Origin of the sequence: Marinomonas sp. ef1 (assembly GCF_002806845.1) — a bacterium.
In the GTDB taxonomy this organism is placed as follows: Bacteria; Pseudomonadota; Gammaproteobacteria; order Pseudomonadales; family Marinomonadaceae; genus Marinomonas; species Marinomonas polaris.
The window spans coordinates 18,876-34,226 of sequence record NZ_NHTT01000003.1; the positions used below are offsets into that span (position 1 = coordinate 18,876).

At 41.1% G+C, this 15,351-nt stretch carries 14 protein-coding genes; 10 read left to right on the forward strand and 4 right to left on the reverse strand.

The features are described from left to right. Positions 1-27: 27 nt before the first annotated feature. Positions 28-513 carry a cytochrome b gene (locus CCS02_RS04860; RefSeq protein ID WP_072838126.1) on the reverse strand — a complete coding sequence of 162 codons (486 nt, stop codon included), beginning with the start codon at positions 511-513 and terminating at the stop codon, positions 28-30. Between the two features lie 245 nt (positions 514-758). Between CCS02_RS04860 and rluF the strand changes: the two genes are divergently transcribed. The 9 genes from rluF (at position 759) to CCS02_RS04900 (ending at position 9,260) form a co-directional block, all read left to right on the forward strand. Beyond that, the gene (gene rluF / locus CCS02_RS04865) at positions 759-1,808 is read left to right on the forward strand and encodes a 23S rRNA pseudouridine(2604) synthase RluF (protein WP_100635985.1); all 1,050 of its coding nucleotides are present in this window, start codon (positions 759-761) and stop codon (positions 1,806-1,808) included. Between the two features lie 554 nt (positions 1,809-2,362). Then, the gene (locus CCS02_RS22130) at positions 2,363-2,512 is read left to right on the forward strand and encodes a hypothetical protein (protein WP_157789930.1); all 150 of its coding nucleotides are present in this window, start codon (positions 2,363-2,365) and stop codon (positions 2,510-2,512) included. Positions 2,513-2,703: 191 nt separating this feature from the next. Next, positions 2,704-3,057: a DMT family protein gene (locus CCS02_RS04870; protein WP_012070624.1), complete on the forward strand. Its 354-nt coding sequence runs from the start codon at positions 2,704-2,706 to the stop codon at positions 3,055-3,057. A gap of 26 nt (positions 3,058-3,083) precedes the next feature. Continuing rightward, a complete protein-coding gene (locus CCS02_RS04875; RefSeq protein ID WP_100635986.1) occupies positions 3,084-4,085 on the forward strand; it encodes a hypothetical protein in 1,002 nt (333 codons plus the stop codon). 6 nt (positions 4,086-4,091) lie between these two features. Further along, positions 4,092-4,934: an LEA type 2 family protein gene (locus CCS02_RS04880; RefSeq protein ID WP_100635987.1), complete on the forward strand. Its 843-nt coding sequence runs from the start codon at positions 4,092-4,094 to the stop codon at positions 4,932-4,934. A 113-nt stretch (positions 4,935-5,047) separates the two neighbouring features. Next, the gene (locus CCS02_RS04885) at positions 5,048-5,548 is read left to right on the forward strand and encodes a DUF2867 domain-containing protein (RefSeq protein ID WP_100635988.1); all 501 of its coding nucleotides are present in this window, start codon (positions 5,048-5,050) and stop codon (positions 5,546-5,548) included. Between the two features lie 180 nt (positions 5,549-5,728). Beyond that, positions 5,729-7,000, forward strand: coding sequence for a paraquat-inducible protein A (locus CCS02_RS04890; protein ID WP_100636150.1), 1,272 nt, complete (start codon positions 5,729-5,731; stop codon positions 6,998-7,000). Continuing rightward, entirely contained in the window at positions 6,997-8,643 is a 1,647-nt protein-coding gene (gene pqiB, locus CCS02_RS04895; RefSeq protein WP_100635989.1) for an intermembrane transport protein PqiB, read from the forward strand. The genes CCS02_RS04890 and pqiB overlap by 4 nt, the downstream gene beginning before the upstream one ends. 14 nt (positions 8,644-8,657) lie before the next feature. Further along, on the forward strand, positions 8,658-9,260 hold the full coding sequence (locus CCS02_RS04900; protein ID WP_232728822.1) for a PqiC family protein: 603 nt from the start codon (positions 8,658-8,660) through the stop codon (positions 9,258-9,260). Between the two features lie 81 nt (positions 9,261-9,341). On the opposite strand, the gene CCS02_RS04905 is transcribed toward CCS02_RS04900, so the two are convergent. From CCS02_RS04905 to CCS02_RS04915, 3 genes are all read right to left on the reverse strand, one after another. After that, entirely contained in the window at positions 9,342-10,253 is a 912-nt protein-coding gene (locus tag CCS02_RS04905) for a homocysteine S-methyltransferase family protein (RefSeq protein WP_198515331.1), read from the reverse strand. A gap of 445 nt (positions 10,254-10,698) precedes the next feature. After that, a complete protein-coding gene (locus CCS02_RS04910) occupies positions 10,699-11,550 on the reverse strand; it encodes an alpha/beta fold hydrolase (protein ID WP_100635990.1) in 852 nt (283 codons plus the stop codon). 251 nt (positions 11,551-11,801) lie between these two features. After that, the gene (locus tag CCS02_RS04915) at positions 11,802-13,088 is read right to left on the reverse strand and encodes a cation:proton antiporter (protein WP_072838118.1); all 1,287 of its coding nucleotides are present in this window, start codon (positions 13,086-13,088) and stop codon (positions 11,802-11,804) included. Positions 13,089-13,448: 360 nt separating this feature from the next. On the opposite strand from CCS02_RS04915, the gene CCS02_RS04925 reads away from it, so the two are divergent. After that, positions 13,449-15,185, forward strand: a complete 1,737-nt coding sequence (locus CCS02_RS04925; RefSeq protein ID WP_100635991.1) for a tannase/feruloyl esterase family alpha/beta hydrolase — start codon at positions 13,449-13,451, stop codon at positions 15,183-15,185. Positions 15,186-15,351 lie beyond the last annotated feature (166 nt).

A 15,351-nucleotide genomic window follows, 5' to 3' on the forward strand; every position in this document is an offset into this window, starting at 1 on the left:
TACAAAGGACTCAATATTTATTGGCGGTTATTTTTGCCCAAACATTTTTAGTAGTGTTCCATCTTTCAATACGTATTGATGAAACAATGCTGCAGCTGCGTGTAGCAAGACTAACGTCATCATGATGTTCATCGCTATTTCGTGTACATCTCCCATGATATGAATGCCTAAGTACCAAGCTGTTGCGCCAAATACTGGCACTAAAAACATCAGTAAATATAAGAATTCATGGACGATACGAGAGACGCGGTCGAGTAAACTCTTCGAGTCTGTTTTGGATTTTTTAGACATGAAGCGAACGATAATGCGGATCACAACCAGAGCAATTATGCCCAAGCCGACATATACATGCAGTGATGAAACTAAGTTATAACCAGTGTTGCTGTCGTCTAGATGTTGACGAAAAGCGCGTCCCATTCCTTCACTGACGAAGTAGTTAAAAATAATTAAAGCCGCAATGGCCCAGTGCAGTAAAATTTGCGCTGTGTTGTAAGATCGCTCTTGGTTTTGCATTTGAATCTCCATAGATAACCGATTGAGGTGGTGCCACCGCTTTTGCTCATCAATTCTAGCGATGCAAGATTAAGACTTTCTTAACAGTTATACGATTATGGATATATTTCTAGGTTTCTGGCTTTCTCTCCTAAAATGCTCACTGCGTTTCCTATATAATGGGCGCCATCTCGTTGTTGACGATTCATTCAGTTTAGGCTCTTTTTTAATAAGAAAGGCTTTTTATTAGGTAAAAATGGCACTTTATGTTTAACGCTTCATCTACTCGTTTAAATAAATACATCAGCGAAAGCGGTATCTGCTCTCGAAGAGACGCTGACCGCTTTATTGAACAAGGTAATGTGTTCATCAATGGCAAGCGTGCTTCGGTGGGCGATCAAGTTGTTGCCGGTGATACGGTGCGAGTTAATGGGCAGATCATTGAGCCGCAGGATGCGGATGACTTTGTTTTTATTGTGCTGAATAAGCCCGTTGGCATTGTGAGTACCACGGAAAGTTCAGAAAAAAATAATATTGTTGATTTTGTTAGCCATGGGGTTCGTATTTTCCCAATTGGTCGTTTGGACAAAGATTCCCAAGGTTTGATTTTTTTGACCAACAATGGCGACTTAGTTAATAAAGTATTGCGTGCTGGCAATAATCACGAGAAAGAATATTTGGTGACGGTGAATAAGCCGATCACTGATGATTTTATTGCTGGTTTGGCCGGTGGTGTGCCTATCTTGGGAACGATGACAAAGAAATGTCCTGTTACTAAGGTTACTGCTAACGTGTTTAACATCACGTTAGTGCAAGGTTTGAATCGTCAAATTCGCCGTATGTGTGAGTATTTCGGTTATGAGGTCGTTAAATTAGAGCGAACACGAATTATGAACGTGAGCCTAAAAGGCATTCCAGTAGGAGAGTGGCGAGATTTAACACCCAAAGAATTGTCTGTGTTGCTGAAATCTATTGAAGATTCATCTTCAGAAGTCAGTGCGCCAGCGAAGAAGTCTCGCAATGCGCCACGAAAAAATACTCGTACTGACGGCTCTTCAAAATCAAACTTGTCGTCAAAACCAATGAGCGCAGCAAAAGGGAATACTAAACACCCTAAAGATGACGCTAGAAAACCAGCAGGTTCTAAGGGCAAAGACAGACGTCCTTTTGGTGATAGTAAAAAGCCTGCAGGCAACGGTGCCGGTAAACGACCAACCGGTAAACCGGGTGGATCACCAAAAAGTAATGGCAAGCCGGCTACAAATGGTAAGCGTCCGTCAGTTGGTAGAGGCTCGCAGAAGTCTTCGCGCCCATAGTAATTGATTTGCGTTACAACGGTGGTTTTAATAAAAAAGCCCTAATCAAATTAGGGCTTAGATGACTCGAATTTAACGCCACCATGACAATATGGTGGCTAGCTGGAGGGATTAATTACCTAATACATTGGTCGGAGATTTTTTGGTCACCTTCGCTGCTTTCTTTTCTTTTGCCGTTAAAAGCGGTTTCTTTTTTGTCTCTTTTTTACTGTTTTGACCCTTGCTCATGATATTCACCATTAGTCATCACTGTATAACCTCAGTCGGTTCTCACCAACTTAAGGGCTGTTGCTGCGCACGGTTGTAATAGACGCCGTGAAATTTGTTACGTAGCAAACTGAGTATGTTCTTATTGTGGAGCAAGTAAAGGGATACTTTATTCAATAGTGCTAAGAAAGTTACTTAGTTCAATATGACTTATGCTTTGGTGCTCATTTTGTCAGTTTTTTGAGGCTTTTAAGGGGGAATTAAGAATACTTTTGTATAATATTGTTTGATGGTTTGTGTAACGCCAAGCAAGTTTCTATGATGATTTTTCATCAATGGGGTTTATTATGAAAATCATCAAGCAAATGTTTCGATTTCTATCGGTTGGTATTGTTGTGGTGACGATGACAGCTTGTGTTATGGCGCCTCCTGGACCGCCCGGTCCCAGACATGTCGGTGGACCAGGGTATGGTGGCGCTCCTGCTATGCACCCATGAGAGTGATAAAATTATTGTCATAGAAGGAACGTTTTGACGTTCCTTTTTTTTCGGATGTGGAGCTTAATTTTGATTTAGAAATTGGGTTCTATTTGGTAATGTTCGCAAGTATTTTTGTTCTGCTGATGTTCCGTAGTTTATTTGTAAAAGTACTGTTTATTAGCCACCTATTTGTATTCTCTGGAAAGTATATGAATCCTATTGCCTTGAGTGTTTCTTTATTAATTTGTAGCAACATTTTCATGACGTTTGCTTGGTATGCTCATTTAAAAGAGTTGAATAATAAGCCTTGGATCATTGCTGCTTTGATCAGCTGGGGCATTGCCCTATTTGAGTATTTGTTGCAGGTGCCTGCTAATCGTATTGGCTACACTGCACTGAATGTTGGACAGTTAAAAATTATGCAGGAAGTGATAACCTTGATGGTCTTTGTACCATTTTCTGTTTATTACTTAAAAGAGCCTTTAAAACTGGATTACCTATGGGCTGGGTTATGTTTAGTTGGCGCAGTTTATTTTGCCTTTCGCAGTAAGTTTAGCGTGTAACACAAATTGTATTGTTAAGGATGGTTATGTACACAGACGAAGATTTAAATTTAGCGGTCAAGAATGGTGTTTTTTCTGCTACGTCGGTAGAGGAGTTTCGCCAGCTTGTATCGTCCTCAAATGGCTCCTCGGCAGTAGATGAAGAGAACTTTCGTTTGGTAGGTGGTTTTAACGATATTTTTATTGTGATTGCTTGTGCTTTGCTGTTGTTTTCATCGCTTTGGGTGTTGATGTCGATTAATGAAAGCTTAGGCTATTTGGTGTTTGCTGCCTTATCTTGGGGGCTAGCAGAAGTATTTGTACTGCGCCGGAAAATGGCTTTGCCAGCGATTGTGTTGTTGCTGGCATTTGTTGGTGGAGTGTTTGCTTTTACGGTGTCTTTATTTGGTATTCAATCTAGTTACGCGGTGATTTTCGCTACAGCTTTTTCAACACTGGCTGCTTACGTTCATTGGCGCCGTTTTAATGTGCCTATTACGGTTGCTGTTGGGACAGGGACTGGGCTGGCTTTATTGGGCTCTACAGTGCTGAGTATTTTTCCTGACAGTGCTGGGTTTGTCATGGTGACCTTGTTTTTATGCGGTTGTGTGGCGTTTGTTTTAGCTATGTATTGGGATGCGGGCGATACAAGTCGTACAACACGCAAATCTGATGTGGCTTTTTGGTTGCATTTGTTGTCTGCACCTTTGATTATCCATCCTATTTTTTCAAGCCTTGGGGTGCTAGATGGTAATGAAAGTTTGAGTAATATGTTGCTGATTGTGCTTCTGTATTTATTGATGACGATGGTATCTATCTCTATTGATCGTCGCGCTTTTATGGTGTCGTCATTGATGTATGTGATTTACGCTTTGACGAGTCTAATTGAAAATTACGGCGGTGTTGGTTATAGCTTTGCGATTACTGGTATTGTGATGGGGGCATCTTTGTTGTTGCTATCTATTTATTGGCATGCGGTTCGGTCTGTATTTGTACAACGATTGCCTGAGTGTATACAAGGCTATCTTCCAGTGATTAAGAGAAGGTAGGGTAGTATGTTTTATCGTTTTATAGGAATGGCGCTCATTGTACTTTTGTCTGGCTGTAGCGCTTTACAGAAGACGATGGATGTCCATAAGCCAACGGCATCGGTAACGGGTGTTTCGATTGAGAGTTTATCGACTGAGGCCGTGACTCTGTTGGTTGATGTGAAAGTTACTAACCCTAACTCTTTTGCACTTAAGACAGCTGGTTTTGATCTAGATCTGTTAGTCAATAAACACAATATAGCGACGATAGATCAGCCTGATAGCAGTTTATCTTTGCCTGCAAAAGGCAGTAATAGTGTGCGGTTGCCTGTAACATTGACGTTTGATCAAGTTATTAAGAGCGTAGGCGATTTGGCAAACAAAACAGAATTGGATTACGCAGTTGAAGGCAAAGTGGCGATCAATTTACCTGTATTAGGTGATTTTGATATGCCAGTTGATTTTGCAGGTGTTCTTCCTATCCCTAAGCAACCGGACATTACGTTTAAAAATTTAAATATAGATTCAATTGGTTTAAGTGGCGTTAAGCTTAGTGTCGACTTGGAGATTGTTAATCCTAACCGCTTTGATGTGAACTTGAGTAACGTTCGTTATCAGTTAAAGACAGAGGGTAAATCACTAGGCGAAGGCAGGATTCAAAACATCGACTTATTGGAAGGTAAGACTCAGCACCTTTCGATACCACTTTCTATCGCTATGAGTGGTATGGGTTCTAGTTTGTACCGCCTTTTGACAAGTTCTGATCCCATAGCGGTAGATGTGAGTGTTGGTGCCGATGTGGATACTAATATTGGCGGCTGGAAGTCCACCCCGTTGTCATTTGAAACTAAGCAGATATTGAATCGTTAGCGATGATTGATTTTTTGTTTTTTTGTGTTCGTAAGATTAGATATGACGTCTTTCTTTAAACAATGAAAACAAAAGTAAATAGATTAAAGGAAAGGGTTTAAAGGAATAAAAATATGAATAATCCCCCTCAAAAAGCCGCTATTTCGTTGATGACTGACAATGCGTATTTTATGGATTGCTTTGTTGGTTATGTCGTAAATAAAAATCAGACTGCCATGGAAATTTGGTTGTCTATGGTGAAAGAAGCCCCTGAGTGGTTTAACTTCTTAATGTCTCTACGTAACAGAATTGTTAGCTGTCTGGGATTGAAGGACCTTGGGGCATTGGGAGATATTATTTCTTCAAAACAAGCTGATGATTATCTAGAAGGAGATCGAGTCGGCATTTTTTCTGTTTTTATGAATGAAGCAAACGAAGTTATTCTGGAAGACAATGATAAGCATCTTAATGTTAGGTTGTCTTTGTATATAGAGTCGGAAGATGATGTTCAAAAAGTTTCTATCACGACGGTTGTACATGTTAATAACCGCTTAGGTAAGGCTTACATGCTGTTTGTTGGACCAGTTCATAAATTAATTGTGCCAGCGATTTTGTCTCGGCTACCGAAAGTTTAATGAGGGTATCTTTTACTTTTATAGAGCCTTGTGAGTGTGGATTGTTAACTAGGTAGGTTATCAATGCATGAATTGCTTTTGAACGTTATATCTTAGATAGCTTGATTCTTGTCTGTGTTCTCGTGTTAGATAGGTTCTTGGGCGTTTTATTAGGGCTCTTTATTGAGTCGTGGTTTTGGTATGAGTCATTACGTGTTTCACGAAAATATAACGACTTGTGAAGAGTGCGATTTCGTTAACAGTATACCGCCGCTGCAGAGTGGTGAGCGTTTTAGATGTCAACATTGTGGCCACGTTTTAGTGAGCATTCATAAACATGTTGCAGCACGAATTATGGGGGCAGGTTTGTCAGCTTTGTTGATGCTGGCGTTAGCCATGAGTTTTCCTTTTCTTGGTTTTTCTACCAACGGTATTGAGCGTAGTGTTACTTTGTTTAATACGTTGAGTGTCTTGCTTAGTCATGGCTATCTTGTGCTAGGGGCTATCATTAGCTTAGCGCTGTTTGTATTTCCTCTTGTTTACTTGTTTTCGGTTTTATTTCTAGTTTGGTCTTTTCAACATAAAGAAGTGCTGAATTTTGCTCAGCGCTATTGTATTCGATGGCTTGTGGTTGTTCAGCCTTGGTTGATGGTCGATGTTTTTTTAGTTGGCATTCTAGTGGCATTAGTCAAGATGAGTAGCTTGGCTGATATTTCATTGAAACTGTCTTTTTGGGCTTTTTGTGGTTACGTCATTTTGTTATTAAAAACCATCACTTTAGTTGATAAACGTTGGTTTTGGAATCAGGTCGCTGGTAAGGCGGCTGATCACCCTATGATTGATACGACGGCTAAGAAGCAAGGGTTAATTGGTTGCCATTTTTGCGGTGCAACTCAGCTTGGTAATGCGAAGCATTGCGATCGCTGCGGCCACTCTATTAATAGTAGGCGTCCGAAAAGTATCATGACAACTGTTGCCTTGTTAATTGCTTCTTTAGTTATGTATATACCTGCGAATGTATTTCCTATTATGCAGACCACGTTTTTAGGCAGTACCGAACCCTCGACCATTATGGGAGGCGTGTTGTTGCTTTGGTCGTTGGGGTCCTATCCTGTTGCCTTGATTATCTTGTTTGCGAGTGTGGTGATTCCTCTAGCTAAAGTGTTGGCGTTGAGTTGGTTGTGTTGGCAAAGTTATTTTCCAAGTCATAGGCAGACCGAGCAAAAAATAAAACTGTATCGTATTACTGAGCTGGTGGGGCGTTGGTCAATGATTGATGTTTTTGTGGTGACTATATTGACCAGTTTAGTTCAGATGGGAAATTTCATGTCAATTTTGCCGGGTCCTGCGGTGTTGTCCTTTACGGCCGTTATTGTTTTAACTATGTTAGCGGCAATGACATTTGATCCAAGATTACTATGGGATAAAGACGATGCACCTAGTGCCTCCTCTTTAGCAAGGAGAGAAGAGTGAGTGATCCGAACAAGCAAGTCGAAAATATGCGTCAAGTCCGATTTAACTCTATTTGGCTCGTGCCTTTAATCGCGCTTTTGGTTGCAGGTTGGATGCTCTATCAAAACTGGTCAAGCCAAGGGCCTGTTATTACTTTGTTGGCAGCCAATGCCGATGGATTAGAAATAGGTAAGACAAAACTTAAATCTCGTAACGTAGATGTGGGTAGGGTGATCGATATCCGTCTTAGTGAAGATTATGAGAACGCTATTATTAAAGTTCGCATGAACCACGGTACAGAACAAATGTTGCGTGATGACGCAAGGTTTTGGGTGGTAAAGCCTCGAATTGGTAAAGAAGGGGTAAGTGGCCTTGGTACTCTTCTATCTGGGGCTTATATTGATATGACTCCTGGTATGAAAGGGCGTTTACAAACGGATTTTACGCTTTTAAGTCAGCCGCCACTTTCGACTGAAAATGAAGGTGTACGTCTTGTTTTATCTAGCACTGAAGGTTCTAAACTGGACGTTGGTGCTTTGGTACATTTTCGTGGTTACGAAGTCGGCTATGTTGAAAAAGTCGGCTTTGACACAGAAAAAGGCGCCATCACTTATCGTGTTGTAATTCGCTCGCCTTATGATGCTTTGGTAAATAGTGATGTGCAGTTTTGGATGACGCCTGGGTTATCATTTAAGAGCTCTGCAAGTGGTTTTGAAATTCGACTCGATTCATTAGAGACATTTTTTGCGGGTGGTATTTCCTTTGGGTTACCTCCTGGTAGAACCGCAGGACAACCCGTTAAAGATATGGCTCCATTTCGCCTGTTCTCTTCTAGAGAAAGTGCCGCTAATAATATGTTTAGTGAATTTATTAACTATGTCTTTTTGTTTGAGAGCAATATTAGTGGTTTAACGCCTGGTGCCGCGGTTGAGTTTCGCGGTGTACGAATTGGTACTGTGCTTGATGTGCCATTTAACGGCATCCCAATGGATTCGTTGACTTCCCTTGATACGCCTTTAATTCCTGTTCGTGCACGTATCGAACCCCAGCGTTTGAATTCTTTAGATACCTCTGGTGCGATGTCATTGCAGAAATGGAATGAATTAATCGAAGATCGTATTAATAAAGGGGTTAGGGCCTCTTTAAAAATTGGTAACTACTTGAATGGCGCAAAAGTTATTAATATTGATTTTATGAAAAATCCACCACCAGTGACAATAAAGGAATTTGCCGGTTACCAGATTTTTCCGACGGCACCGGACGCGCTCGCTAATATTGAAACAAAAGTGGGTGCCATCTTAGATAATGTGTCTCAAGTGCCTCTTAATAAGACGTTTGAGCAGCTTGGTCAAACGATGAATGAGGCCAACGAAACATTACGTCAATTACAAGAACTGAGTAAAAGTGTCAAACAGCTGATTAATAAATCAGAGACTCAACAGCTTCCAGCAGATCTTGCTGCAACGATTAATGAGTTGAACCTAACACTGGAAACTTATCAGGCAAATGGTCAAATTGGTCGTTCTTTGAAAGAAAATATGGTGTCGTTAGGACGAGCGTTAAATGAATTGCAGCCATTGCTTCGTCAGCTGAGAGAGAATCCAAATACTTTGATTTTTGACAGTAAACCACGAGCAGATGTTGAGCCGAAAGCGGCGAAGTAGTTGAAAGGAATAAAATGAATATGATGATTTATGGGCGTACTTTTTTGCTGGTATTGATAAGTTGGATGATGGCTGGTTGTGCTACACCAACACCACCTAGCAAAGAATATCTGTTAATGGATACAGGATTGAAAAATGCCCAAGCTCAAGCAACGCAAAAAATGTCTGTGCAGCTGATGCCAATCGTAGTTGCCAATTACTTAGCTGGTAACGAAATTGTATTAGTAACAAAACGGGGAGATGTTCATCGTTCCCAGAGTAATTTGTGGGCTGAGTCTTTGTCTCCTCAATTAACTCGTCTAACGCAACAGCGATTAGAGAAGACTTTGCCTAATATTACCTGGTTTGGTGGTCAGCGATTACCTTCTTATGCTATTGCTTTATTGAATATTGAAGTGGATGACTTTTACGCGGATTTAGAGGGAATGATACATATTTCTGGGCGCTGGCAGGTTATTGCTGCAACGGGTGAGTTGTCTGCTTCCAATACGTTTGAAGTTCAGCGTAAATTAAAATCAGATGGCTATTCAACTATGGTACAAACACTTTCCGCCAGTTGGTTTGATCAGGTGATTGATCCCATGGCAAAAGAAATAGCCCAGTCGTTTAAAAACTAAAAGTCATTAAAAAGCATAATCAAAAAGGGGCAACGAATAAATCCGTTGACCCTTTTTGATTGAAGTATTTAATAGCGCTTATTAGTCAGCTTTGTTGAACTCGTTTATGGCTGCAATGTGTTCAGGCCCAATTCCGCAACACCCGCCAATCAAAGTCGCCCCGTCTTCTACCCATTGTTTAACCCAAGTTAGGTAGGCTGGTGGCGTTAGATCAGCACGTAGCTCATCAAGACCATCGTTTGCCGTGGCATTTTTAGGTTGTGGTGGAAAAGCATTGGCGTAAGCACCGATTTGGATACCGTTAGCATGTAAAGAAGACAATACTGTTTGAGTGATTTGAATGGCTTCACCGATAATTTCGGGCTGGCTACAATTAAATAGAATCGCATTTACACCGATGGCTTGCATGGCTTTTACGGCTTCAACAACGGTTTCGCCAGAACGCAATAAAGGCTCTGCAGTTGGCTCTGAATCTTCAAGAGTAAAAGACACCCAGAAAGGTTTGTGATCTGTATCAATTTTATCTACAAGGGCTTTTACACGAGTGACTTCATCGACCAAACTTTGTGTTTCTGATAACCAAAGATCCACATAAGGATTGAGCGATTCGATGAGCGGAACGGCCAATTCTTCCACACGGTCTGCTTGATAAAGATCTGCGCGATATGAACCAAACAATGGCGCAAGAGAACCTGCTACTTTTGTATCTGTGCCGCTTTCGTCAGCGGCCTCACGAGCGACTTTGCCTGAAAGTACGGCCAATATACGGCCTTGCTCTTTAAAGACCTCTTCGCCTATATGAAAGGGCACTAAAGCATAACTATTGGTAGTGATGACACGTGAGCCGCTTTGGATATAAGACTGATGCACTTCTTTCACAATGTTTGGTGCTTCCATCATCGCCAAGGCTGACCATTCTGGTTGTTTGAATGGTGCGCCGCGGCGTTCAAGTTCTCGGCCCATACCGCCATCAAGAATAGTGAATGAAGTCATATAAAATCCTATTGTATATTTGTGTATGCCGCGATTTTAGACAGATTTTTAAAGTATTCAATGGCAACACACATTATCCAAGTGAAACTAGAGGTCTTTTGTATAGCGTTTAAGCATATCCGCGTTAGTTTCAGGCTTCTCGTCACTGTCTAGTTGATCATTAATCATGAAGCCCATAGAGGGTAGAGAGGTTCGTTCGATTATTGCCCTTTGATTCAGGAATAACGATACATTGCTCATTAATGATTTTTACAAAGCTTGGTTTTCTCCACGAGGTGAACAATCAGTATGACCTTCGGTGTTGTAACTGGCTAGAGTGAAAAAAGAAGCATTTTATTATGTGGATGAAGTGACGCCATTTAACATTCGGGAATTGCTTAAGTTTCACGAAAATGGCGCTATTTTTTCGGTACATCGAGAGTAGCTGTCCCTGCTATTCGTTTTCTCATAAAAAAGCCTTCATAGAATTAAAAACATGCATTGGATGAGTCATATGTAAGCAATGTCCATTGCCTTCTATTATTTCTAGCTTGGCATTTTGTAACTTATCCTTGATATATTCGCCTACGCTAACGGCAACCAAAGTATCGTTTGAGCTTTGTAATATTAAGCATGGGTGAGATATGTCAGGCAATAAAGACCGATAATCGGAGAAAAAAGTCGCTTCAGCGAAAAGCTTAGAATAAGTGACATCAGTAGCGCAAAAACTACTAAGTAACTCATGTACTAATGTATCGCTTTCTGACATTCCTGGGCCAATAGGAGATAAGTCGCTTCCCATAACAATGGGTGCTAAATAGTTCCCCCAGCCGATATAGTCTTTCTCCATTAACTGGATTAGTCCTTCCAAATCTTGTCTTTCAAAACCGCCTTGGTATTCTTCGTCCAAGTTTAAAAAACAAGGAGAAGGGCAAACTGCTACCATCTTAGAAAAAAGCTCAGGGCGTTGCTTAGAGGCTATCCAGCCTATGGTGCTACTCACTGAGTGGCCGACAAAGATGACGTTTTTAAGCTCTAGAGCATCACATATTTCAATGATATCTAAAGAGTAGCCTTCCAATTGTTGGTAGCGATTTTTTTCATACGCTGAAAAGTCTGAGTTGCCACTACCGACATAATCAAACAGTAGAACTTGGTATGTTTTTTCAAGAAAAGGCAGTATAAAACGCCACATGTTTTGATTGCAGCCGAAACCGTGAGCCAAAATAATAGTCTTTTCGCCTTTGCCTATTAGCTTGATATTATTACGAAGCATAATGACTACTGACTTGGATTCTGCTTGTGGTGTTTTTAGCATTAAAGTGCTCCGTTCTTTATTCGTTTCAATCCTATCTATCATCTAGGTTTTAGATCACAGGTATAAGGCTATTTTATAATACCTGCTCGATCGTTTTTATGATCTACAGCAAGGTTTATTCAAGGAGTGAATGTCTGAATCGCACTGGAAGTAAAAAAAACGCCAACATGCTGTTGGCGTTTTATACTCTAACAATGAAGCTTTCTATATAGGTTCTATAAAAGGCTGTTATAGAGGGATGGGGCGAATGGTTATTTCGCTTTGTCTTTTGCTGCTTGAATGCTTTTTTGAATCAACGGCGAAATAGTTAGACCCTGCACTATGATGGAGAAGATAACAACAACATAGGTAATGATGACCATGATGTCGTGTAAATCTAAACCTTCAATCATCATTTTATTCGTTGGGATCGCCGCAGCCATAGCAAGTGCTAAACCGCCTCGTAAACCACCCCAAGTCAAGATTTTAACAGAGTGTTTATCGTACTCTCGGTAGCGTTTGAAAATTAGGTAAGGACTGCCAACACTGATAAAGCGAGCCAGTAGAACAACGGGAACCATGACCAAACCTAAACCAATAATTTCCCAACTTAATGGCATAGTCACAATCAGCATACCAATGATTAGGAAAAGCAAGGCGTTCAAGAAGCTATCAGTCGCATGCCAAAAATCTTTTACATAACGAGTGCCATCTGGACCGCTTTTCTTGGAAGCTTTTGCTCGTGTGATGTTGCCAAGAAGAATACCACTGGTCACCATCGCAAGTGCACCGGAAATCTCCCAAATATTGGCTAAAGCAAAACCCGCTGAAGGAATGGTTAGGGTGACCAATAGACGTGTATTGATATCTTTGCAATTGATGATAACAAAGTGACCAACCAGAGCAATAACAAGACCAAACACTATGCCACCAATAGCGTCGACTAAAAATAGCTCAGCGACGTCTTGGAAGTTGGCTTCAGTACCATAAAATGCGACCGCAAAGATTGTGGTGAAAATAACCAAACCAACACCATCATTAAACAAGGATTCGCCTTCTACTTGGATCGAAATACCCTGCGGTGCACTCATTTGCTTGATGATAGCCAATACTGCAATCGGGTCAGTAGGGCTTATCAAAGCGCCAAATAGTAGGCAGTAGATGAAAGGTATAGGGAAGTTGAGTAGAGCAAATACGTAGTAACTTAGGTAGCCGACAATAAAGGTCGACGCTAGCGTGGAAAACAGCACTAATATGGTGATTTCCCAACGCTGTCTTTTTAAGGCCGCAAGGTCGATCTCTAATGCACCAGCAAATAGTAAAAAGCCCAACATGCCTTTTAATAACAGCTGATTAAAGTCGATGCCGGAAACAACTTGAGTAATGAATACTGCTGTTTCATCGCCAAGCATTTTAACCGCAAGAATTAGGAGTAATGAAATTACGACTGATCCTGTGGTAATGGCGATCGTAGTTTGCATTTTTAGTATGTATTGGTTGGTAAAAGCGATAAAAACCGCTAATGCCGAAAGAAAACAGATGAGATACCAAGCGTTCATTTGAGAACCTTAACATTTATCAATAAGAGTGAGAGTCATAAAAGGGTGCATGGGGGGATGCTGGGCAGTATGTTATCCCTAGAATATGCCTCTGTCACTGTTTGACTGTATAAAAAGTAGTCCTAAAGTACGCATTTTTTTCAAAAAAGAGGAAATTTTATTTCAAAAGCTGTCTATTTGGGGTGGTTTTGGCTTTTCTTGTAGGAAAATTACAACGGAATTGATGTTGTGTTGTGCATTTTTCGAATATCGCGAGCAAAAAAATTATTCTCCTTTTATATTTACCTCTTCTATTCTGTTGTTCATTGAAACAATTAAAAAATAAAACAGTTAATAATAAAAATAACAAGGAAGCTTCCTATGCGTCAATTCTCATATAAACCTAGTTTACTTGCTCTAGCCATCAGTAGTGTTGCTGCTTATAGCAGTCTCGCTAGCGCTGCAACCCCTTCTGCTATACCGCAGTTAAGTGAAGCAAAATCCTCTGTACTTACTACTAGCTGTGAAGGGCTATCTTCTCTTTTAAGCGCAAGTAACACCGCGATCAACTCTGTTGAGACTGTGACTAAAGGGACAGTGAAGTTGGGCGATAATGATGTTGAAGAGCACTGTTTAGTCAAAGGACAAATGTATGAGCGTATTGGCGATGTAGATGGAAAGCCTTACGCGATTGGTTTTGAGTTGCGTTTACCGAAGAAATGGAATGGTCGCTTTCTTCATCAAGCAAATGGTGGGTTAGATGGGGCAGTGAGAACAGCAGAGGGCGCACTAGGTGGCGGTCCATTAACAGGGGCTTTATTTCAGGGCTTTGCGGTAATTAGTTCGGACGCTGGCCACGATAAGGGAATCCCAACGTTTGCTTATGATCCGCAAGCGAGACTTGATTATGGTTATCAAGCTGTTGCCAAGCTGACACCGATGGCAAAAAACGTGATCCATCAGGTTTATGGCAGAGATCCTGATCGTAGTTACTTTGCAGGTTGTTCCAATGGTGGTCGTCATGCCATGGTGGCGGCGACTCGATACGCTAATGATTACGACGGTATTTTAGTTGGCTCACCTGGGTATCGTTTACCTCTGGCTGCAGTGGCAAGTATTGCCGGTGCTCAGGTATATGCTTCAGTGCCTAATACGGATAAAAAAGATTTAAAAACAGCTTTTACTTTAGCTGAACGCACAACAGTTTCGAATGCAATATTGGCAAAATGTGATGCTCTTGATGGCCTGCAAGATGGCATGATTCAAGATTTTAAATCTTGTCAGGCTGCATTTAGTATTCAAACAGACGTGGCGACCTGTAAGGCTGATCGCGATGGTAGTTGTCTTACTCAACCGCAGAAAGACGCTGTGGATACCATATATAAAGGGGTTACCACGAGTAACGGAAAGCGTTTTTATTCCTCTTTTCCATACGATACCGGCATTAATGATAGCGATCATATTATTTGGGAGTATACATCACCGATTGAGCGAGATTCTGGTGCGGTAGCGATGATTTTTAGCACTCCTCCAGTTGAGCTTAAAGACTACAGTATTCGTAATTTTAATGGTGCCGATTTTGTTTGGAAAGCCAATGTTGATGAATTAGTGGCAAAAGTGAATGCTGTTTCTGGTGTCTATAAGGAATCTGCCATGTTATTTATGGCGCCACCTACGCCAGAAAATATGTCTACTTTACGGGATAATGGCGGCAAGATTATGGTGTATCACGGAGTGTCGGATGCAATCTTTTCTGTGCAGGATACAGAGGCTTGGTATTTGGCGTTAGATGCTGAAAACAATGGCCATGCTGGCGATTTTACTCAGTTTTATCCAGTGCCGGGTATGGGGCATTGCCGCGGTGGAAAAGCTACGGATCAGTTTGACATGTTAACGCCACTGGTTGCTTGGGTGGAAAAAGGTCAGAAACCTAAACAAGTTATTGCTACAGCACGTGGAGAAGGGAATCTAGGTGGCGTAAATGAAGAACTGCCATCTTCTTGGAGTGCAACTCGCACCCGACCTCTTTGTCCTTATCCTAGTGTAGCGACTTATGACGGCAAGGGTGATGAAGAAAGTGCAAAAAGCTTCGTATGTGACGTCCCGAAAGATATGTGATTTTTCCAGGAACAGAAGGGTTTGCTTATGTTATAGGCAAGCTCTTTCTATACATAAGTTTGGCTAAGTATACCGTGTGTAGCTTCCAATAAGTCATAATGGACTTCATGATTTTTTCATAGTTTGTAAATTCCTTTCATTTCTTTAAAAACTTAGTCTTTTTAGT